The sequence below is a fragment of the Janthinobacterium sp. GW823-FHT01H08 genome, from assembly GCF_058797855.1.
On sequence record NZ_CM179504.1, the window covers coordinates 2,187,829 to 2,207,253 of the forward strand.

21 protein-coding genes are annotated in these 19,425 nt (G+C 65.4%); 13 read left to right on the plus strand and 8 right to left on the minus strand.

Translation table 11 applies throughout. The annotated features are described in order from the left end of the window. Positions 1-239: 239 nt before the first annotated feature. The 7 genes from AC3RCG_RS09785 (at position 240) to AC3RCG_RS09815 (ending at position 5,399) form a co-directional block, all read left to right on the plus strand. Positions 240-1,112 carry a M90 family metallopeptidase gene (locus AC3RCG_RS09785; protein ID WP_070224937.1) on the plus strand — a complete coding sequence of 291 codons (873 nt, stop codon included), beginning with the start codon at positions 240-242 and terminating at the stop codon, positions 1,110-1,112. A gap of 110 nt (positions 1,113-1,222) precedes the next feature. Beyond that, on the plus strand, positions 1,223-2,053 hold the full coding sequence (locus tag AC3RCG_RS09790) for a transporter substrate-binding domain-containing protein (protein ID WP_492404391.1): 831 nt from the start codon (positions 1,223-1,225) through the stop codon (positions 2,051-2,053). A 20-nt stretch (positions 2,054-2,073) separates the two neighbouring features. Next, positions 2,074-2,751 (plus strand): amino acid ABC transporter permease, encoded by a 678-nt coding sequence (locus AC3RCG_RS09795; RefSeq protein WP_492404393.1) that lies wholly within the window; start codon positions 2,074-2,076, stop codon positions 2,749-2,751. After that, the gene (locus AC3RCG_RS09800; RefSeq protein ID WP_492404395.1) at positions 2,751-3,443 is read left to right on the plus strand and encodes an amino acid ABC transporter permease; all 693 of its coding nucleotides are present in this window, start codon (positions 2,751-2,753) and stop codon (positions 3,441-3,443) included. Before AC3RCG_RS09795 ends, AC3RCG_RS09800 begins: the two co-directional genes overlap by 1 nt. After that, the gene (locus tag AC3RCG_RS09805) at positions 3,440-4,183 is read left to right on the plus strand and encodes an amino acid ABC transporter ATP-binding protein (RefSeq protein WP_492404397.1); all 744 of its coding nucleotides are present in this window, start codon (positions 3,440-3,442) and stop codon (positions 4,181-4,183) included. The genes AC3RCG_RS09800 and AC3RCG_RS09805 overlap by 4 nt, the downstream gene beginning before the upstream one ends. A gap of 105 nt (positions 4,184-4,288) precedes the next feature. Next, positions 4,289-4,843: a glycine zipper domain-containing protein gene (locus tag AC3RCG_RS09810; RefSeq protein ID WP_070224942.1), complete on the plus strand. Its 555-nt coding sequence runs from the start codon at positions 4,289-4,291 to the stop codon at positions 4,841-4,843. 196 nt (positions 4,844-5,039) lie between these two features. Next, the gene (locus tag AC3RCG_RS09815) at positions 5,040-5,399 is read left to right on the plus strand and encodes a hypothetical protein (protein WP_070224943.1); all 360 of its coding nucleotides are present in this window, start codon (positions 5,040-5,042) and stop codon (positions 5,397-5,399) included. Between the two features lie 21 nt (positions 5,400-5,420). On the opposite strand, the gene AC3RCG_RS09820 is transcribed toward AC3RCG_RS09815, so the two are convergent. Continuing rightward, complete coding sequence (locus AC3RCG_RS09820; RefSeq protein WP_121668921.1) at positions 5,421-6,287, minus strand: universal stress protein; 867 nt, start codon at positions 6,285-6,287, stop codon at positions 5,421-5,423. A gap of 168 nt (positions 6,288-6,455) precedes the next feature. Between AC3RCG_RS09820 and phbB the strand changes: the two genes are divergently transcribed. After that, a complete protein-coding gene (gene phbB / locus AC3RCG_RS09825; protein WP_492404400.1) occupies positions 6,456-7,202 on the plus strand; it encodes an acetoacetyl-CoA reductase in 747 nt (248 codons plus the stop codon). A gap of 169 nt (positions 7,203-7,371) precedes the next feature. Here phbB and AC3RCG_RS09830 read toward each other — a convergent pair whose 3' ends face one another. From AC3RCG_RS09830 to AC3RCG_RS09855, 6 genes are all read right to left on the minus strand, one after another. Then, entirely contained in the window at positions 7,372-7,752 is a 381-nt protein-coding gene (locus tag AC3RCG_RS09830; protein ID WP_070291327.1) for a TraR/DksA family transcriptional regulator, read from the minus strand. A gap of 108 nt (positions 7,753-7,860) precedes the next feature. After that, a complete protein-coding gene (locus AC3RCG_RS09835) occupies positions 7,861-8,277 on the minus strand; it encodes a VOC family protein (protein ID WP_492404402.1) in 417 nt (138 codons plus the stop codon). A gap of 83 nt (positions 8,278-8,360) precedes the next feature. Next, on the minus strand, positions 8,361-8,834 hold the full coding sequence (locus AC3RCG_RS09840) for a hypothetical protein (protein ID WP_492404404.1): 474 nt from the start codon (positions 8,832-8,834) through the stop codon (positions 8,361-8,363). Beyond that, positions 8,819-9,637, minus strand: a complete 819-nt coding sequence (locus AC3RCG_RS09845; RefSeq protein WP_409026838.1) for a hypothetical protein — start codon at positions 9,635-9,637, stop codon at positions 8,819-8,821. The genes AC3RCG_RS09840 and AC3RCG_RS09845 overlap by 16 nt, the downstream gene beginning before the upstream one ends. 88 nt (positions 9,638-9,725) lie before the next feature. Further along, positions 9,726-10,526: a 2-oxo-tetronate isomerase gene (otnI, locus tag AC3RCG_RS09850; RefSeq protein ID WP_121668923.1), complete on the minus strand. Its 801-nt coding sequence runs from the start codon at positions 10,524-10,526 to the stop codon at positions 9,726-9,728. Between the two features lie 233 nt (positions 10,527-10,759). Then, entirely contained in the window at positions 10,760-12,130 is a 1,371-nt protein-coding gene (locus AC3RCG_RS09855; RefSeq protein ID WP_070291324.1) for a DEAD/DEAH box helicase, read from the minus strand. Positions 12,131-12,420: 290 nt separating this feature from the next. Between AC3RCG_RS09855 and AC3RCG_RS09860 the strand changes: the two genes are divergently transcribed. From AC3RCG_RS09860 to AC3RCG_RS09875, 4 genes are all read left to right on the plus strand, one after another. Beyond that, a complete protein-coding gene (locus AC3RCG_RS09860; RefSeq protein ID WP_492404407.1) occupies positions 12,421-14,142 on the plus strand; it encodes a methyl-accepting chemotaxis protein in 1,722 nt (573 codons plus the stop codon). A 99-nt stretch (positions 14,143-14,241) separates the two neighbouring features. After that, positions 14,242-14,619, plus strand: a complete 378-nt coding sequence (locus AC3RCG_RS09865) for a BlaI/MecI/CopY family transcriptional regulator (protein WP_099409880.1) — start codon at positions 14,242-14,244, stop codon at positions 14,617-14,619. 3 nt (positions 14,620-14,622) lie between these two features. Next, positions 14,623-16,050: a M56 family metallopeptidase gene (locus AC3RCG_RS09870; RefSeq protein ID WP_492404410.1), complete on the plus strand. Its 1,428-nt coding sequence runs from the start codon at positions 14,623-14,625 to the stop codon at positions 16,048-16,050. Between the two features lie 74 nt (positions 16,051-16,124). Then, positions 16,125-18,269, plus strand: a complete 2,145-nt coding sequence (locus tag AC3RCG_RS09875; protein ID WP_492404412.1) for a TonB-dependent receptor plug domain-containing protein — start codon at positions 16,125-16,127, stop codon at positions 18,267-18,269. 15 nt (positions 18,270-18,284) lie between these two features. Here the strand turns inward: AC3RCG_RS09875 and AC3RCG_RS09880 are convergent, their stop codons facing one another. Then, positions 18,285-18,539, minus strand: coding sequence for a hypothetical protein (locus tag AC3RCG_RS09880; protein WP_070291319.1), 255 nt, complete (start codon positions 18,537-18,539; stop codon positions 18,285-18,287). Positions 18,540-18,758: 219 nt separating this feature from the next. Here AC3RCG_RS09880 and AC3RCG_RS09885 point away from each other — a divergent pair, with 219 nt between their 5' ends. Then, positions 18,759-19,412 carry a hydrolase gene (locus tag AC3RCG_RS09885; protein WP_230505918.1) on the plus strand — a complete coding sequence of 218 codons (654 nt, stop codon included), beginning with the start codon at positions 18,759-18,761 and terminating at the stop codon, positions 19,410-19,412. Positions 19,413-19,425 lie beyond the last annotated feature (13 nt).

Genomic DNA, 19,425 nt, shown 5'->3' on the forward strand with positions numbered 1-19,425 from the left:
CCGGCAGGCGTGGTTTGTGGTTCGTATGATCAGACACATGTCGAAAGCCGGGTGACAACCCGGCTTTTGGCGTTGGGGCAAGCCCTTTGAGCTGGGCGGATTGAAAAGATATTAATCAACCCCATGTGGGCTGGACTGCTGCCCGCAACGCGCGGGTTCACTTGAAGGAGCTTGTCCTTGTCTGCCTACGCCGCCCTGTTATCGTTCCCGCCATTGCGCTGCCTGAAACGGGCCGCCGCATGAACCCGCTGCTATGGATCGCCCTCGTCACGGCCGCCATCGTCTTTTCATTATGGTTCCCCCGCTGGCGCTTGAAGCGGGCCCTGTCCAGGCCCTTGCCGCCCGAAGGCCTGGCCGTGTTGGAAAAGAATATCCCCGTGTATCCGCGCATGCCGGCCCCGCTGCAGCAGCAGTTGCGCCGTCTGGTCGTGCAATTCCTGTACCAGAAGAAATTCGTCGGTTGCGGCGGCCTGGAGATCACGGACGAGATGCGTTACACGATTGCCGGCCAGGCGTGTTTGCTGCTGCTCAATCGCCAGACCCAGGTGTATCCGGAACTCGACACCATCCTCGTGTATCCCACGGAATTCATCGTTACGCGCGATGAAGTGGGGCCGGGCGGCGTCGTCACGCCATCGGCCAATGGTTTATTGGGCGAATCCTGGGGCGATGGCCGCGTGGTGCTGGCCTGGGACCACGTGCAGCGCGGTGCGGCCGACTGGACCGATGGCCACAACGTCGTGCTGCATGAATTCGCCCACCAGCTCGACAGCGAATCGGGCGCCGCTAATGGCGCGCCCTACCTGCCCAGCGTGTCGAGCTACCGCAGCTGGGCCACCGTGTTGTCGCGCGACTTCGACAACCTGCGCCACGATGCCATCTATCAGCAGCACAGCGTGATGGACCACTACGGCGCCACGAATCCCGCCGAATTCTTTGCCGTGGCGACGGAAACCTTCTTTGAAAAGCCATACCAGATGGCCGAGCACCACGAAGAACTGTACGCGCAATTCTTGCAGTACTACAAGGTCGATCCGCGCGACTGGATGGCGCCGCCCGTGGAAGCCGAACACATGGCCTCGCCGTTTCCCAATTACGCGCCCCACTGGTAGGCGGCAGCGCCTTACATGATTTACTCATAAGCAAGGCTGAAAAGATTCCTTTTTGGAAATAATAACGTTGCGGTCTAATGGCGGCATTCGTTATCCACCAGAGGAATCCCATGCAGACCCGCCTTCATTTCGCAGCGCTTCTTTTCACTTCCATCGCTTTCACGCAAGTGGCGCAAGCGGACCAGCTGGCCGCCATCAAGGCGAAGGGCGAACTGGTCTGCGGTACCCTGGGCACGGACGAGCCGAACAGTTTCATCGACGCCAAGTCGCGCCAGCTGGTCGGCTATGAAGTGGACCTGTGCCGCGCCATCGCCCAGGGCCTGGGCGTCAAGCCCGTGATCAAGCAGCTGGCCGTGGCCGCCCGCATTCCCGAACTGCAGCAGGGCCGCATCGATATCCTGACGGCGTCCTTGACGCACAACAAGGAACGCGAAGCGCTCGTCGATTTTTCGCTGTCCACGTTTTACACGGGCCAGCGCGTGCTGGTGAAAAAAAGCAGCCATATTACGACGGTCGCTGGCTTGGCCGGCAAGAAAGTGCTGACCGTCAAGGGCGGCACGCAGGAACCGAATATCCGCAAGGCCGTGCCCGGCGTGGACGTGGTGACGTTCGAGACGGCGGGCCAGGCTTATCTGGGCTTGCAGCAAGGTAAGGGCGTTGGCTATGTCGACGATGAAGTCTCCCTGCTGAACAATTACGCCAAGCTGGGCGCCGCGCAAAAAGACTATATTGTGCTGCCGCAAAACATCAGCCAGGAAGTGTTTGCCTTCGGCATCCGCAAGGGCGAGACGGGCGTGAAAACAGCCGTCGACCAGATGCTGCGCGGACTGGAAAAATCGGGCGAGGCGGAAAAACTGTTCTTCAAATGGTATGGCCCGACGAGCAATGTGAAATTTCAAAAACGGACCTTCAAGATTGAATCGGACAAGATTGACGCCTGAACCCCGGTTGACGCTGCCGCATGTTTGATCTGACCTTTTTGCTGTCCGGCGACTACCGCGACTGGCTCGTTTCCGGCTTGCTGCTGTCCTTGCAACTGATGGGCATTACCTTGCTCTTGTCTTTGCCGCTGGCCTGCGGCGTGGCCATGCTGCGGCTGGCCCCGTCGCGCCTGCTCAATGGCCTGGGCGCCGCGTATGTCGAGCTGATCCGCAACGTGCCCTTGCTGGCCCACTTCCTGTTCTGGTATTTCGGCGCGCCCGAATTGCTGCCCGATGCGTGGAAGGAGCGTTTGTATGCCGGCAATATCGAAGCCGTCAGCGCCGTCACGGCCCTGACTTTATATACGGCCGCCTACATGGCGGAAGACATCCGCAGCGGCATCCGCGCCATACCCGCCCAGCAATTCGAGGCGGGCCGGGCGCTGGGTTTCAGTTTTCTTGCCACCATGCGCCTGTGCATCGTGCCGCAGGCGCTGCGGCTGGCCGCGCCGCCGCTGCTGTCGCAAACCCTGACCCTGTGGCAAAACACCAGCATCGCCACCGTCATCGGCGTGGCCGAGCTGATGTACCAGACGCAGCGCGTGGAAGCGGCCTCGTTCCGCAGCGTCGATGCCTTCGTCTTCGCCAGCGCGGCCTACCTGGCCGTCTCGCTGCTGATCGCCGGCCTGGCGGCCTTGCTGCAAAAGAAGGTGTCCTGATGCTGGAACTCCTCCATGATTACTGGCTGTATTTCCTCGTGGGACGCTATCCCGAGGGGCCGCTGGGCGGCCTGGCGCTGACGGTCGTGCTGGCCAGCCTGGCGCTGGTGCTGAGCCTGCCCTTCGGCCTGCTGCTGGGGCTGGCGCGCCTGAGTCCCTGGCGCCTGCTGCGCTGGCCCGTCGCCTTACTGATCCACGTGGTGCGGGGCATCCCCTTGCTGCTGGTGATTTTCTGGGCGTATTTCTTCCTGCCCAGCATCACGGGACATGAAAGCGGGCAGTTCGGTACCATGCTGGCCGCCCTCGTCATCTTCGACGGCATTTATCTGGCGGAGATTGTGCGCGCCGGCGTGCAAGCCGTGCCGCGCGGGCAGGTGGAGGCGGCCCGCTCGCTGGGCTTGAACTATCTGGACAGCATGCGCTCGGTGGTGCTGCCGCAGGCGCTGCGCCACATGCTGCCCTCGCTGGTCAACCAGTTCGTCTCGACCATCAAGGAAACCTCGCTCGGGTACATCATCGGCCTGGCCGAGGTATCGTTCATCGCGTCGCAAGTGAACGGCCTCGTGCTGACCAAGCCCGTGCAAGTGTATTTCCTGCTGGGCATGACGTATTTTGTCTTGTGTTTCAGCCTGTCGCGCGCCGCCTTCTGGCTCGAGCGGCGCCAGGCGCGTTTCCTGAAAGCGGCAGCATGATTACCTTTGACAACGTCAACAAATACTATGGCGATTATCACGCCTTGCGCGAGATCAATGAACACGTGGCCAAGGGCCAGGTGCTGGTCGTGTGCGGGCCGTCCGGCTCCGGCAAGTCGACCCTGATCCGCACCATCAACCGCCTGGAGCCGATCGCCTCAGGGCGCATCGCGGTGGCGGGCCAGGATATCCACGCGCCGGGGCTGGACGTGAATGCCTTCCGCTCGCATATCGGTTTTGTGTTCCAGCAATTCAACCTGTTTCCCCATTTATCCGTGCTGGACAATTGCGCGCTGGCGCCGCAGCGCTTGCGCGGCCTCACCCGGCGCGAAGCCGAGGAGCGCGCGCTGGCCCTGCTGGAGCGGGTGGGGCTGGCGCACAAGGCGCGCGCCATGCCGGCGGCCTTGTCGGGCGGGCAGCAGCAGCGGGTGGCGATTGCCCGCGCGCTGGCCATGCAGCCGCCGCTGATGCTGTTCGACGAGCCGACCAGCGCGCTGGACCCGGAAATGGTGGGCGAGGTGCTGCACGTGATGCGCGACCTGGCCCACGGCGGCATGACGATGGTGTGCGTGACGCACGAGATGGGTTTCGCGCGCGAAGTGGCGGACCGCGTCTGGTTCATGGACCACGGGCAAGTGCTGGAACGGGCCGCGCCCGAGGAGTTCTTTGCGCGGCCGCAGCATGTGCGCGCACAGCAATTCCTGGCCGATATCCGCAGCCCATATGGGGCACCGGTCTGAGGATTTCTGGGCTGTGTGCGCAAGCGAACGGTATCTTGGCGTTGTCCGGCGCACGCTATCGGAGTGGCGCACGGGGCGCCCGCAGCCGACCAGGAGGGCCGTATCATGTCACGCATCATCGCAGGTCATTTTCAGTTGCAGGAGCAGATAGACGCCGCGCGCGCCGCCCTGAACCAGGCGGGCTTTCCTGACAGCCGCATCAGCGCCTTCTTTGTCAACCAGCCGGGCCAGCATGATTTGCATGCGCTCGGCGGCGACCGCGACGTCTCGCCGGGCGCCAAGGAGACGCCGGAAGGCGTGGTCGAGGGCGTGGCCGTCGGTGCCGCCGTCGGTGCCGGCATCGGCGCGGCCACCACCCTGGCGACGGGGCCGCTGGGGCCGGTGGTGGGCGCGCTGGTGGGCGCCCATGTGGGCTCACTCTACAGTTTCAACAAGATGAAGGAGGCGGGCGAGCCCGAGAAACATGGCGAAAACCACCGCCAGCCGCGCCATCCGGGCATGCTGATCGCCGTGGCGCTGGGCGGCCTCGAAGAGCGCGAACGGGCGCTCGAGACACTGCACCGGCTGGGCGCCGAGCATATCGAGGAAGCGGAAGGCACGATCGCCAATGGCGACTGGCATGACTTCGATCCGCTCAGCATTCCCGTGCTGGTGGCGTGAATCAACGCCTCTGTGGTGCCATATGCATAAATTCCGCGCTGCACGAAATTTAGGTATGATCCTTGTTAGTATGAGTAATTATTGGTAAACAATGCCGACAGGGATAGTTTCCGCGCGCCCGAAGTGACACTGGACCAAGGTGACTGCCCGTAGTACTTGCCTCGCATGCTAACGAGTATGGATAGGAGGGCGCGTCATGACACAGGCATGGTTCATTCTGACACGGGCCGATGGGCGCGACATCTGCGCGCCCTCACCGGCACAGCTGGCCGATGCGCTGGCCGAGGTGTACCGCGGCGGCGCCGTCACGCCGGATGGCAGCCCGGCCGCCGTCTTGTTGCGCTTTGGCTACGACGATGGCTTGATGTATCAGGTCGAAGTCGCTAGCGGAGGCGAAGTCACTTTCGAGGAATGGTCGGACCGCGATTGCGAAATCGCCCTGGCCAGTCCGCGCCACATGTCGGCCCTGCCGCAGGACGACGCGCTGCAGCTGTGGCAGTGGCTGGCGCAGCGCCAGGTGGCAAAGATCCGCAGCCAGCCCTGGCAGGGCGGCTAGCCCTGCCGTCTTTCCAACGGCCTAGTGCGCCATCAGCACGGGGATCGTCATGCTCTGCAGAATCGTGCGCGTGACGCCACCGAGGATGGTTTCGCGCAGGCGCGAATGGCCATACGCTCCCATCACCAGCAGGTCGGCCGACAGGTCGGCGGCCTGCGACAGCAGCGCTTCGCCGATATCGCCGCGCCGCACGCCACCCCCATCGAGCAAATGCAGCCGCGCTTCCACGCCGTGGCGCGCCAGGTAGTGCACCAGTTCCGCGCCCGGCTGTTCGCCGTGCTCGGCCGCATGCACCTGGGCGTCGAAGATGGCCACGTGGACTTGCCCGGCCCGCTGCAGCAGGGGCAGGGCGGCGGTCACGGCGCGGCTTGCTTCCTTGCTGGCGTTCCAGGAAATGAGCACATTGCGCGCCGCTGCCGGCGGCGCCAGCAGGGGCAGCGGCGGCGCATACGGCACGATCAGCACGGGCCGGCCCGAATGCAGCAGCACATAGGCGGGAAAGTCGCGCATCACGGACGGCGATTTATCCTTGGCATTGTATTGGCTGATGACGACCAGGTCCGCATAGCGGGCCAGCAGGCTGATGCCGCCCGCCGCTTCGTCGTCGACGACGCGCTGTTCGAACGAGGCGACGCCTGCCGCGCGCACCTGTTGCTCGAAACCGTCGAGGGCGCGCGTGGCGCGGTCGCGCAGGAAATTCAGATGCAAGCTCAGGTTCGGATCGGCATCGAGGTCGGGCTGGTGCTGGTACAGCAGGCGCGACACGCCCGTCAGCGCCACGCCCGTCAGGTGGCCGCCGCACGCCTGGGCGATGCTGGCCGCCGCTTCGATGCGGGCGGCGCGCCCGGCGCTGTCGTCGATGTGGAGCAATACGGTCTTGTACGTCATGGCCTGTCCTCTCGCTGTGCAGTAGGGGCCATTCTGGCACAGTCCGGGGCGCCGGCCGCGCACGACTGCATCAGGCTGGGCACTTGATCTGGCGCAAGGCTGGCAATAAAAACTGCTCCTACACTTGATGCCACGCAGAACAACCATAACAAGCGGGGAGAGACAGTCATGAAGGAACAAAAGGTAGCGCTGGTCACGGGCGGCATGGGCGGCCTGGGCACGGCCTTGTGCCGGCGCCTGCATGCGGCGGGCTTTGCCGTCGTGGCGGCGCATACGCCGGGCAACACGCGGGTGGAAAGCTGGCTCGACGAGCAGCAGGCGCAGCAGTATTATTTTCACCCGCTGGCCCTTGACGTGACGGACTTTGCTGCCTGCAACGAAGCCGTCGGCAAGGTGCTGGCGCAGTTCGGCCGCATCGATGTGCTGGTCAATAACGCCGGCATCACGCGCGACCAGAGCATGCGCAAGATGGAGTTGCCGCACTGGTCCGAGGTGATGCGGACCAATCTCGACAGCCTGTTCAACATGAGCAAGCAGGTGCTGGAACCCATGCTGGAAAAGAAATGGGGACGCATCATCAATATCTCGTCCGTCAATGGCCAGAAGGGCGCGTTTGGCCAGTGCAACTACGCGGCCGCCAAGGCCGGTGTGCATGGCTTCAGCAAGGCGCTGGCGCTGGAAGTGGCGCGCCACGGCATCACCGTCAACACCGTGTCGCCCGGCTACCTGCGCACGCAGATGGTGACGGCCGTGCCGGCCGATATCCTGGAAACGAAGATCCTGCCGCAAATCCCCCTGGGCCGCCTGGGCGAGCCGGACGAGGTGGCGGCCCTGGTCGCTTACCTGGCGTCCGACGAGGCGGCATTCGTCACGGGGGCAAACATCGCCATCAATGGCGGACAGCACATGAGTTAAGCAAGCGTACAGCTTGCATAGAGGCAATGGCAGTAGAGGAGACCCGTCCACCCAGCCGGCGCATAGACGCTGGCGGAGGACGGCAGGCAGCATGGTCGTCACGTCGGAAAACAGGGGGGCAGGGCAGCGATGCCTTGCCCTTTGTTGTCGTGCCGCCGTTAAGCTAGGGTCATGGTATGGCGCGCCGGGCCTTTTCCAGCCGCGTCTGGCAATCGATGCACAGGCGCGCTTCGGGGCGGGCGTTCAGGCGCGACAGGCCGATGGCTTCGCCGCAGTTGTCGCACAGGCCGTAGCTGCCGTCGGCAAACTTGGCCAGCGCGTGCTTGATGATGGCCAGTTGCGCCTGATTGTGCTCGGCCGCTTCGCTGACGAGGGCGTTCAAGGTGCGCACGCTGGCGTTGTCGGCCGGCGAGGCTTCGATTTCATTGAGCAGCGAGGCGCGCGCGTCCGCTTCGGCCGCTTCGTTCTCTATCTGTTCCAGCAACGCCAGCTTGCGTTGCTCCAGCACGCCTTGCAGGCGCTGTAGCTGGTCTTGCGGCAATCCATTCATGGCTGTCCCCGATAGGAGTCTCTCCTCTATGGTAGTCCAGGATGGGCGCTTCTGCTTGCGCTACTACCCGCGCCGCGTTTGACGCGGCGCAGGCAGGCGCGGGCCGTTCTATGCTGGCTCTTTCAGGCAGTTGACCATCCAGGCCACGCCGAACTGGTCTTTCAGCATGCCGAAGCGTTTGGCCCAAAACGTTTCTTCCATGGGCATCTGGATGGCGCCGTCACGCGCCAGCGCGGCGAAGGCCAGTTCCGCCTCCTCCGGCGTGTCGACGGTCAGGCAGATCGAGCTGCCGCTCATGCCCTTGGCGCCCTCGTCGCAGCCGCCGTCCGAGCCCATCAGCATGGTGGGACCCAGCTGCACGGAGCCGTGCATGATCTTGTCATACCAGTCTTCCTTGACTTGCTCCTGCATCGGCGTGCCGCGATACGGCATCAGGCACAGGTCTGTGCCATGCAGGTGCTGCCGGTAGTATTCCAGCGCTTGCGCGCAGTTTCCATTGAATTGCAAATACGGTTCGATACGCATGTTGGTCTCCTCTGGCAATCGCCCCGCAGGCACGATTGCCAGGCGGGGACGTCCCAGTATAGGCGCTCGCCGGCCGATTTCAATCAGTCCGGCGCCATCTCTTGCAGCCGCTCACGCACCTTGCCCAGCGTGCTGAGGATGCGCTCGGGATTGCCGGCCAGGACGGCACTGCCCAGATGTAACAAACTCGTCGACAGGCTGATCCAGTGCCGCACATCGTCGTTGCGGGCGATGCGCAGGCGCACCGTGTCGAGCAGGCCGCTGAGCTGGCGCTGCGCCGTTTCCAGGCCCATTACCGTATGCCCGGCGGCATCGGCATACAGCTGGTTGGCTTGCTGGCGCAAGGCTACTTCCAGGGCGAAGACGGCTTGTGCCTGGCTGTGGCTGATGCCGTTTTCTCCCTGGCTGGCGCGCTTGCGGATGGTGCGCATGACGGCGCCGTGCAAGGTGACGGCCGCCTGCGACAGGCTGTCGGCCAGTTGCTCGACGCGCATGGCGCTGCTGAGAGCCGCTTCGCGGCGTTCGCTGCCGCTGCTCCTGCCTACCGATCCGTCCATCTTGCCTCCGTGGTGGTGAGGGCGGCGGCCAGCTGTGCGTGGTCGCGCGCCAGTGCCGCCAGTTGCCGGCGCGCCAGCGTGTGGCGCAAGCCAAGCAGCCGGTATTCTTCGGTTTTACTTTGCTGCATGGTTTTCGCCAGCACGGCCAGCAGGCGCTGCTGCGGCGTGTCGGCAAACGCGATTTCCACGTCGAGCAAGCCGAGCACCATGTCGCGCTCGTTGTCGCCGCTTTTGTCGTACAGCGCCAGCAAGCTGTCGAGCGCTGCCAGCAGGGCTTGCAGCGGCGCGTCGCCGTCGTGCAGCACTTGCGCCAGGTGCGCCTGCTGGCTGGCCGCGCCGCCCAGGCGCGACAGTTGCTGCAGCAACAGGGTGTAGGCGCTGACATGGCGGTCGTCGATGCCGCTGCCGGGCCAGGCGCGGATGGCGGCGCCGGCGCCGGCCAGTTCCGGCTGCACGTCGTACGCATCGGCATTCGCCAGCCGGCCCAGCGCCTGCAGATACAGGCGCACGGCCTGCGCCAGGCGCGCGACGTCCGCTTGTGCGGCGCGGCGCTGCGCATCGAGCAGGCGTTCGCGCGCGTCTTCGGCGGGCGACAGATAGGGGCGGGCGCGCTGGTAGCTGTCCACGTGGCGCTGCGACAGTTCGCCGAAGGCCGTCAAGGCATCGGTGCCGGCGGCCAGGGCGCGCACTTGCGCCAGGTCGGTGCGCGCACTGGCGCAGCCGCACAGCGCGACGGCCAGGAAGAGGCTCAGGTACAGGTTATGGCAAAGGGCGCGGCGATGGCGGGCGGGCAGGGCGGACACGTCACCTCTCGACAGGAAATACTGTATGGATAGGTATTGTCGTGCCGGCCTGCGTTGCCCGCCTTGTGCGGGCGCAAGCGCGCTGCGATCAGGCGCCTGTTGTGCCCGTGGTGGTGGTCAATTGTTCGCGCCAGCCCAGTCCGGCCACGGTGTCGCTGGCGGGACGGTATTCGCAGCCGACCCAGCCCACGTAGCCGACCTGGTCGAGCAGCTTGAACAGGTGGCGGTAATTGATCTCGCCCGTACCCGGTTCGTGGCGGCCCGGCGTGTCGGCGATCTGGATGTGGCGGATCAGGGGCAGCAGGGCGCGGATAGTGTTGCTCAGCTCGCCCTCCATGCGCTGCATGTGATAAATGTCGTACTGCAGGAAGATATTGCTGCGCTGGCAGTCGGCGATGACGTCGGCCGCCTGCTGACTATGGTTCAGAAAGTAACCGGGCATGTCAAATCGGTTGATCGGCTCGATCAGCACGTTGATGCCGTGCGGACGGCAGGCGTCGGCCGCAAATTGCAGGTTGCCGATCAGGCTTTGCCGCGCACGCTCCAGGCTCATGCCGGGCGGCACGATGCCGGACATGCAGTGCAGCTGCTTCGCCCCCAGCGCCAGCGCATAGTCGAGCGCCAGCTGCACATTCGTGCGGAATTCCTCGCCTCGGCGCGGATCGCAGGCGATGCCCCGTTCGCCGTGCTCCCAGTCGCCGGGCGGAAAGTTGAACACGGCCAGCTGCAGATGGTGGCGTTCCAGCCGCATGGCGATCTGCCGCGCCTCGACGGCGTAGGGAAACAGAAACTCGACGGCATCGAAGCCCGCTTCCCTGGCGGCGGCAAAGCGGTCGAGGAAAGGCAGTTCGGTAAACATCATGCTGAGGTTGGCAGCGAAGTTCGGCATGGCGGCACGCAGGTGAGGAAGATGGATACTATCCTAGCCCAAATTGCCAATCAGTGGCGTGCATGAAAAATGCGCCCGCCAACCAGGTTGGGGAGCGCATCTCAAGAAAGATAAGCGGGGTCTGAAAGCGTAGCGAGCGGGAGTGATATTGCGTCGAGTAGCGCAGCCGTACTGGAGTACGGCGAGCAACGCAAACGCAATAGCGCCCCGCGCAGTAGCTTTCAGGCCGCGTTTTAGCGGCCGCGGCCGCCGGAGCGGTGGGAGGCCGCCGAACGCGGCGCATTGCCCGAACGGTTGCCGCCGCCACCGCCGCCCGATGGGCCGGCGCTGCGTGGCTTGGCGCCGCTGCCGCCCGTTTTCACGCGCACCACGGCGCCGGCTGGCGCGCGGCTGTTGTTGCGGTGGCCGCCGGTGCCGCTGCGCAATTGCACAGGCTGGGCGCGGGCGTTCAGGTCCGGCTCGAAGCCCGGGATGACTTCGCGCGGCAGGGTTTGCTTGATCAGCTTTTCGATGTCTTTCAACATTTCGTGCTCGTCCACGCAGACCAGCGACACGGCTTCGCCCTTGGCGCCGGCACGGCCCGTGCGGCCGATACGGTGCACATAGTCTTCCGGAATGTTCGGCAAGTCGTAGTTGACGACGTGCGGCAACTGGTCGATGTCGATGCCGCGCGCGGCGATGTCGGTGGCGACCAGCACTTGCAGGGTGCCATCTTTAAATTCCGACAGGGCGCGCGTGCGTGCCGACTGGCTCTTGTTGCCGTGGATGGCCAGGGCGCCGATGCCGTCCGCGCCCAGCTGCTCGACCAGTTTATTCGCGCCATGCTTGGTGCGCGTAAAGACCAGCACTTGCGTCCAGTTGTTCGACTTGATCAGGTAGGACAGCATCGGGTGCTTCTTGTCGCGGTCGACGGGATGGATCTTTTGCTTGATCACTTCCACGGTCGAATTGCGGCGCGCCACTTCGATCATGGCCGGCTTGTTCAGCAAGCCGTCGGCCAGGGCCTTGATCTCTTCCGAGAACGTGGCCGAGAACAGCAGGTTCTGGCGTTTCGGCGGCAGCACGGCCAGCACTTTCTTGATGTCGCGGATGAAGCCCATGTCCAGCATGCGGTCGGCTTCGTCCAGGATCAGGATTTCCACCTTCGACAGGTCGACGGTGCCCTGGCCCATGTGGTCGAGCAAACGGCCCGGCGTGGCGACGAGGATGTCGACGCCATGCTTGAGCTGCTTGATTTGCGGGTTGATGCCGACGCCGCCGAAGATCACGGTGGAGTTCAGCTTGGTGTACTTGCTGTAGGCGCGCACGCTTTCCTCGACCTGCGCGGCGAGTTCGCGCGTCGGTGCCAGGATCAGGGCGCGGATCGGGCGCGTCGAGGTGTTGCTGGTGATGGCAGCGCCATTCGTGTCGGTCGACAGGCGGTGCAGCACGGGCAGGGTAAAGCCGGCCGTCTTGCCGGTACCGGTTTGTGCACCGGCCAGCAAGTCGCCGCCAGCGAGCACGGCGGGAATCGCCTGCGACTGGATCGGGGTCGGCACGGTGTAGCCGTGTTCGGTAACGGCACGTACGATAGCGTCGGACAATCCGAGGGAGGAAAAGGACATGGTAACTTTATTGTGAGATCGGCCTGTCGCCATCGTGAGGCGCCAGTCGCAGGCAATCAGATTAGGGGTCGAAAGACAGCGGCAAGGGGACTGGTCATATGTGCCGCACACGCGAAGTATAACAGCATGGCAAAAAACCGCCGAGTTTGTTTAAAGTATGCAATGCCACAGGTAAAAGAAATACATGGCCACGGTGCGCCTTTGCATACCGTTTTTCATTATTATTGCCTGTAGCACTCCATGCGCGGGACTCGCCGCGCCGCCGGGGTGTTCACTCCCGGAGGACTATCATGCGTATTGCCGATCTTCGCATCGCCACCCGCCTGTATGGCGGTTTTGCCACCATCGTCCTGTTGCTGGCCGCCCTGGTCACCGTCGCCACATTGAACGTCTCGCGGCTGGCCGACGCCAATGCCATCAATACCCACACTTACCAGGTACTCGCTGAAAACAGCGCGATCCTGGAAAGCCTGATCAATATGGAAACGGGGCAGCGCGGCTATGTGATCACGGGTGCGGAGGCCTCGCTGGAACCGTACAAGGCGGGGCAGGCCGCGTTCGGCGCGCACCTGGACAAGGCGCGCGCCCTGACCAGCGACAATCCTGCCCAGCAGGAGCGCCTGGCGAAGCTCGATGCCGCCAAGCAAGCCTGGCTGGCCGGCGCGCTCGAACCCGTGATCGCCCTGCGGCGCGCCGTGGCGCAGGGCACGGCGGCCATCGAGCCCGTGCTGGCGCTGGAAAAGGAGGGCCGGGGCAAGCAGGGCATGGATGCCATGCGCGCATTGCTGGGCGAGATCGGCCAGGCGGAAACGGCGTTGCTGGCGCAGCGCTCGGAAGCGGCGGCGGCCTTGCAGGCGCGCACGCACTGGACCTTGCTGGGCGGCGGCGCGGCGGCGCTGATCCTGGCCGCCCTGATCGCCTGGTGGCTGGCGCGCAACATCAGCGTGCCGCTGCGTTCGGCCATCGACGTGGCCAGGCAGGTGGCGCAGGGCGATCTGACGGTACAGGTGGAAGTGCGCTCGAAGGACGAGACGGGTGAACTGATGCAGGCATTGAAGGACATGACGGCCAGCCTGCTGCGCATCGTCACCGAGGTGCGCGGCGGCACGCAGGCCATCGCCACGGCCTCGCGCCAGATCGCTTCGGGCAACCTCGACCTGTCGGCGCGCACGGAACAGCAGGCCAGTTCGCTGGAAGAGACGGCCTCGTCGATGGAAGAACTGACCAGCACGGTACAGCAGAATGCGCAGAATGCCCATGAAGCCAACGGCCTGGCCGCGTCGGCTTCCGCCGTGGCGGGCAAGGGCGGCAGCGTGGTGGCGCAGGTGGTCGACACCATGGGTTCGATCAACGACTCGTCGCGCAAGATCGTCGACATCATCGCCGTGATCGACGGCATCGCCTTCCAGACGAATATCCTGGCCCTGAACGCGGCCGTCGAGGCGGCCCGGGCGGGCGAGCAGGGGCGCGGCTTTGCCGTCGTCGCCACGGAAGTGCGCAACCTGGCCCAAAGATCAGCCGGCGCAGCGAAGGAAATCAAGGCCCTGATCAACGACTCGGTGGCGCAGGTGGAGAGCGGCGCGCGCCTGGTCGACGAGGCGGGCCACACCATGCACGAGATCGTCGACAGCGTGCACAAGGTCAGCAGCATCGTCGGGCATATCTCGTCTGCCAGCGATGAGCAGCGGGCCGGCATCGAGCAAGTCAACCAGGCGATCAGCGAAATGGATCATGTGACCCAGCAAAACGCTTCATTGGTGGAAGAGGCCGCCGCGGCTGCGGAAGCCATGCAGGAGCAGGCGGCGCGGCTGGCCGATGCGGTGAGCGTGTTCAGGACGGCGCAGGTGGACGCCATCGCGGCGCCGGCACCCCGGCCTGCCGTGCGCCGTCCCGTGCCGCCCAAGGCGGCGCGCGCGCCTGCCCGCCTGAGCGTCAAGCCCGCAGCGCCCCATGCGCCGCAAGTTCCAGCCGGCAAACAGCGTCCGGGGGACGATGAGTGGGACGAGTTTTAGCACGGGCAACCAGTGCATGCGACAGCTGTCGCAAATACCGCTTGCATGCGTGTGACTGTTGTCGCATAATTGTGTCAATAGTCACTCAAAGGATGCACCATGAGCACGCCCTCCGTCACCGAACTGTCGTTATTGAAAGCCTTGTGGAAAGACCACCCGCTGTCCGCGCGCGAATTGCATGCCCGCGTGGAAGAAGAGCTGGGCTGGTCTTTTTCGTCCACGCGCAAGACGCTTGAGCGCATGCTGGACAAGGGCATGCTGCTGCAGCGCAGCGTGCACGGCGTGCTCGTGTATGAAGCGAACGTGGACAAAGTGGCCACCTTGGCCGCGTTCGCCCACGACTTTGGCCGGCGCGTGATGGAAATCGACAGTCCCTTGCCGGTCAGTATGTTTACGGGCAGCAAACTGGTGGACCAGCAGGAGCTGGCGGCGCTGGAGCTGCTGCTGCAGGACTGGCCGCTCGAGGGAAAGGAATAAGCGATGCTGCTGTTTTCTCTCACGCTGTTGCAGGCCAGCGCCGTCTGTCTCGTGACGGGCCCGCTGCTGTGGGCATTGCTGAGCCTGGCGCAACGGCGCTGGCCCGCGCTGGCGGCTCAGCGCAGCGTGTGGCTGGGCGCTCAGCTGGTGCTGGCCGCCGTGTTTGTGCTGCCGCTGCTGCCCGACACGCGCCAGCTGAGCGTGGTGCCCGAGCTAAGCGTGCCCGTGTTCCTGGCCAGCGCGGCGCCCGACGCGCCGATGGCCGTGGCTGCGCCGGTTGCCGGGCTGCCATCCGCTGCTTCCTGGCTGGCCCTGGTGCCGTCCGCCTGGGGCCTGATCTACCTGCTGGGCGTCGCTTGCGCAGCCTGGCGCTGGCAGCGTGGCCACGCCATGTTGCGCGCCTTGCTGCAGCTGGCGCAGCGCCGCCGCCTGCATGGCATGGACGTGCTGGAAGTGGACGCGCCGATCTCTCCGATGCTGGTGGGCGTGTGGCGGCCGCGTTTGCTGTTACCGGCGCATCTGGCGCAATTTACGCCGGAACAGCGGCAACTGGTGATCGCCCATGAGCTGACCCATGCCCGCCGGCGCGACCCCGTGCTCTTGCTGCTGGCCAATCTGCTGCAGGCGCTGCTGTGGTTCAATCCGGCCGCGCGCTGGCTGGCCGGCCAGCTGGCTTGGGCGCAAGAGCTCGGTTGCGACCGCCAGGTTCTGGCCGGCCGCCCCGCGCGCCAGCGCCAGCAATATGCGGCGGCCCTGGTCCGGCAGCTGGGATTGCAGGCGCAGCCGCTGCCGGGGCTGGCTTTCGGCGGCGGCAGCATGGCCGAGCGCCTGCTGCGCATGCGTGACGGGCAGACACGCCCACCTGCGGCCCTGCGGGTGCTGACGGCGCTGCTGCTGTGCGTGATCGGCGCGGCCAGCCTGGCGCTGCAGCCGGCATTGGCGTGGGCCGTGGCAGCCGCACCGGCAACCATGCGCGCTGCGCCGGCGACGGCGCCAGCGCTCTGGCGCAATCCCCTCGATATCATGCGTGTGACCGGCTTCTTTGGCGTGGTGCGCCAGCTGACGCCGCGGGGCCATCGCGGCATCGATCTGGGCGCCAGGCGCGGCACGCCCGTGCATGCGGCGGCCGACGGCATCGCCAGCGTCAGCGAAGATGCGCGCCTCGGCAAGGCCGTGCGCATCGACCATGGCGGCGGCGTCGAGTCGCTGTATGCCCATCTCGACCGGGTCACGCTCACGACCGGCATGGCCGTCACGGCGGGGCAGGCCATCGGCACCGTGGGCGCCACCGGCCTGGCGACGGGGCCGCATCTGCATTTCGAGGTGATCCGCGACGGGCGCTTGCAGGACCCGCAACAGTGGCTGGCCGGTCTCGATGCCAACGCCACCGCGCGCGCCCTGCGCACGCGCAAGGAGCAGTTCGGCCATTAGCGTGAGCTGGCCGCTGGCCGGGTGAGCGCGGGAACGCGCAAGCCGACACCACCACAACCCTTTCAGGATTCTCCATGCGATTGAGTATCGTATTGTGCAGCCTCGTGCTGCCGTTGACGGCGCACGTCCGTGCCGAAGACATTCTCCCTTCCGTGACGGTCCATGCCGGTAAAGTGGAGCAGCGCCGCAACGACACCGTCGCCGCCATCGTCGTCGGCCACGATGAATTGATACGCCAGGGCGACCGCGTGCTGTCCGATGCCCTGAAGCGCCTGCCCGGCATTTCCATCGGCGGGCCGTCCGGCGCGGCTGCGGGCGCCGCTGGCGGGCAAATCCAGATGCGCGGGCTGGGCCAGGGCTATACCTTGATCATGCTCGATGGCGTGCCCGTGGCGCCCGGCTTTTCGCTCGACGCGCTGGACCCGGAACTGGTCGAGCGCGTGGAAATCATGCGCGCCGCCACGGCGGAATTTTCCACCCAGGCGATCGCCGGTTCCATCAATATCGTGCTGAAAAAGTCGGGCGGGCGGCGCGAACGCACGTTCAAGCTGGGCGCGTCCGCCAGCCACGGCATGCCCGCCGGCAGCGCCACCGTGCAGTGGTCGGACAAGGATGGACGCCGTTCGTACGCGCTGGCCGGCACGCTCAGCCATACGGGACGCGAAGCGTTGCTCGACGAGTGGAGCCGCGAATTCGACGCAGCGGGCGCGCCCACGGTGGTGCGCCACGTGCCGCTCACCGAGCGCGTGACGAGCGACGCCATCGAGCTGGCGCCCCGCGTGCAATGGGCGCTGGCGGGGGAGGGCAGCCTGGCCTGGCAAAGCCTGGTCAACGTGCGCCGCCTGGCCAGCCGCCGCCACGCGCAGGAAACGGCTTACCTGGGCGGCACGACCGCCTATCCGGATAACCAGGCCCATTTCAACCAGGACAGCAGCACCGTGCGCAGCGACCTGCACTGGCTGCGCAAGCTCGGCCATGGCGCCAGTCTCGACGTGAAGCTGGGCGCCAGCATCAATCACCGCGCCAATGATTATCAGTTCCTGGGCCGCGGCACGGCGCCGGGACAGGGCATCACGCGCCTGGTCGATTCGGGCCTGGACGAGGTGGGCGTGCAGGCGAGCGGCACCTACCGCCGCGCGCTGGGCGAATACCACACGCTGGCGGCGGGCTGGGATGCCGGGCACCGGCGGCGCACGGATTTTCGCCGCGAACGCCAGCTGGAGCCGGGCGGGCGGCCCGTGCTCAGCGACGAAGACTATGCGGCCACGGTGCGGCGCCTGGCACTGTTCGCGCAGGATGAATGGGAACTGTCCGCGCATTGGTCGCTGTACCTGGGCTTGCGCTGGGAAACCTGGCGCACGGCCAGCGCCACGGGCGGCGGCGAGCCGGTCGACGTGCGCGCGCAGGTATGGAGCCCCTTGCTGCAAAGCCTGTGGAAGTCCGGCGGCAAGCAGCAGGTGCGCCTGGCCGTTACGCGCACCTACAAGGCGCCGCAGATTTTCGAACTGATCCCGCGCCCGTACACGGTCGACAATGGCAACAGTCCCACGAATCCCGACACCCAGGGCAATCCGGCGCTGCGCCCGGAGCTGGCGTGGGGGCTCGATGCCGCCTATGAATACTATCCGGGCGCTGGCGCCATGCTGGGCGCCAGCGCCTCGCTGCGGCGCATCAGCGACGTGATGCTGGAGCGCCTGTACCAGGACAACGGGCGCTGGGTGAGCACGCCCGTCAACCATGGCCATGCCGGCGTGCGCTCGATCGCGCTGGAAGCGAAGCTGCCCTTGACGGCGCTGTGGGCGGGCGCTCCCGCGCTGGACTTGCGGGCCAACGTGGCGCGCAACTGGTCGAGGCTCGATGCCGTGCCCGGCCCCGATAGCCGCCTCGACAGCCAACTGCCGTGGAGCGCCAACGTGGGAGGAGACTACCAGCTGGCCCGCCTGCCCCTGAGCCTGGGCGCTGACCTGAATTACCAGGCGGGCGGGCGCTCGCGCGAGTCCGGCCAGCTGCTGGCCTGGCAGGGTGGCAAGCGCGAACTCGATATGTACGCGCTGTGGAAAGTCAGCGACAGGCTGCGCCTGCGCCTGTCGGGCGCCAACCTGCTGGGGCAGGATTACCGCACGCGCAGCCTGTATGCGGATGGCGCGCGCAGCCTGCTGCGCACGGTCGATACGGGCAGCTACCGCACCTGGCGGCTGATGCTCGAGGGAACCCTGTAGCCAGCTGTAGCCAGCCTAGTCGTCGATCTCGTCGACGGTGTAGCTGACGCCCTGCGCCTCGAGGTAGCCGCGCACGGCGTCCAGGCCGTGCCACGGGTCGGGGCGCAGGTGCTGGCATATATACAGGCCCGCATCCGTCAGCCTGGCGTCGGTGTCGGGCATGGCGGCGCCGGTTGCGCGCGGTGCCTGCGGCAGTGCCGCCAGCAGCTGTTCGAGATGCTGGCGCTGGCGCGGCGCCAGGCTGGCCGCGATCCTGAATTCAAATCCCATGTTTTCTCCTTGATTGACAGGCCGCCGCAGCGGCTATTTTTCATTATCGAAAAAATTGCACATAGCTTGGCATTCTTTCCGTTTTTATTTTCAAAGTATCTCGTCCATACTGCATAGCACTGGCCCGGCACACACAGCGTGACGCAAGGGCAGGAGCAAAAATGCCGTACAAGGACCTCTCTTTTTTCATATTCAATTATTTTCACTAAGGAAAACATCATGCCGATCGCCATCGCCCAAGCCGCCCACAAACTGCTGACTCCAAACGATCATACCCTGATCATGATCGACCACCAGTCGCAGATGGCGTTCGCCACCCGTTCGATCGACCTGGCCTTGCTGCGCAACAATGCGGCCCTGGTGGCCAAGGCGGCGGCGCAATTCAAGGTGCCGACGATTCTGACGACGGTGGCCGCCAAATCGTTCTCCGGCCCTATTTTTGACGAGATCCAGTCCGTCTTCCCCGAGCAGGCGCCGATCGACCGCACCAGCATGAATACCTGGGAAGACGCGCGCATCGCCGACAAGGTCAATGGCTACGGCAAGGGCAAGATCGTGCTGGCAGGCCTGTGGACATCCGTCTGCATCGTGGGCCCTGCGCTGTCGGCGCTGGAGCAAGGCTTCGAGGTGTACGTGATCGCCGACGCCAGCGGCGACGTCTCCGACGAAGCCCATGCGATGGCCATGCAGCGCATGATACAGGCGGGCGCGCAGCCGATGACGTCCGTGCAATACCTGCTGGAACTGCAGCGCGACTGGGCACGCGGCGAGACTTACAACGAGACGGTGGCGACAGCCGTGGCGCACGGCGGCGGCTATGGCCTGGGCTTGATCTACGCCAAATCCATGTTCAACGCCAGCGAAGGCCATTGATTTTCACTGACTC

Bases quoted from the DNA above. Each gene is read 5' to 3' on its own strand.
- AC3RCG_RS09875 (WP_492404412.1), top strand. From the start codon at position 16,125: ATGCGATTGAGTATCGTATTGTGCAGCCTCGTGCTGCCGTTGACGGCG.
- AC3RCG_RS09830 (WP_070291327.1), bottom strand. From the start codon at position 7,752: ATGAATGGATTGCCGCAAGACCAGCTACAGCGCCTGCAAGGCGTGCTG.
- AC3RCG_RS09820 (WP_121668921.1), bottom strand. From the start codon at position 6,287: ATGACGTACAAGACCGTATTGCTCCACATCGACGACAGCGCCGGGCGC.
- AC3RCG_RS09795 (WP_492404393.1), top strand. From the start codon at position 2,074: ATGTTTGATCTGACCTTTTTGCTGTCCGGCGACTACCGCGACTGGCTC.
- AC3RCG_RS09880 (WP_070291319.1), bottom strand. From the start codon at position 18,539: ATGGGATTTGAATTCAGGATCGCGGCCAGCCTGGCGCCGCGCCAGCGC.
- AC3RCG_RS09855 (WP_070291324.1), bottom strand. From the start codon at position 12,130: ATGTCCTTTTCCTCCCTCGGATTGTCCGACGCTATCGTACGTGCCGTT.
- AC3RCG_RS09790 (WP_492404391.1), top strand. From the start codon at position 1,223: ATGCAGACCCGCCTTCATTTCGCAGCGCTTCTTTTCACTTCCATCGCT.
- AC3RCG_RS09840 (WP_492404404.1), bottom strand. From the start codon at position 8,834: ATGGACGGATCGGTAGGCAGGAGCAGCGGCAGCGAACGCCGCGAAGCG.
- AC3RCG_RS09860 (WP_492404407.1), top strand. From the start codon at position 12,421: ATGCGTATTGCCGATCTTCGCATCGCCACCCGCCTGTATGGCGGTTTT.
- AC3RCG_RS09810 (WP_070224942.1), top strand. From the start codon at position 4,289: ATGTCACGCATCATCGCAGGTCATTTTCAGTTGCAGGAGCAGATAGAC.
- AC3RCG_RS09865 (WP_099409880.1), top strand. From the start codon at position 14,242: ATGAGCACGCCCTCCGTCACCGAACTGTCGTTATTGAAAGCCTTGTGG.
- AC3RCG_RS09815 (WP_070224943.1), top strand. From the start codon at position 5,040: ATGACACAGGCATGGTTCATTCTGACACGGGCCGATGGGCGCGACATC.
- AC3RCG_RS09785 (WP_070224937.1), top strand. From the start codon at position 240: ATGAACCCGCTGCTATGGATCGCCCTCGTCACGGCCGCCATCGTCTTT.
- AC3RCG_RS09835 (WP_492404402.1), bottom strand. From the start codon at position 8,277: ATGCGTATCGAACCGTATTTGCAATTCAATGGAAACTGCGCGCAAGCG.
- phbB (WP_492404400.1), top strand. From the start codon at position 6,456: ATGAAGGAACAAAAGGTAGCGCTGGTCACGGGCGGCATGGGCGGCCTG.
- AC3RCG_RS09805 (WP_492404397.1), top strand. From the start codon at position 3,440: ATGATTACCTTTGACAACGTCAACAAATACTATGGCGATTATCACGCC.
- otnI (WP_121668923.1), bottom strand. From the start codon at position 10,526: ATGCCGAACTTCGCTGCCAACCTCAGCATGATGTTTACCGAACTGCCT.
- AC3RCG_RS09870 (WP_492404410.1), top strand. From the start codon at position 14,623: ATGCTGCTGTTTTCTCTCACGCTGTTGCAGGCCAGCGCCGTCTGTCTC.
- AC3RCG_RS09885 (WP_230505918.1), top strand. From the start codon at position 18,759: ATGCCGATCGCCATCGCCCAAGCCGCCCACAAACTGCTGACTCCAAAC.
- AC3RCG_RS09800 (WP_492404395.1), top strand. From the start codon at position 2,751: ATGCTGGAACTCCTCCATGATTACTGGCTGTATTTCCTCGTGGGACGC.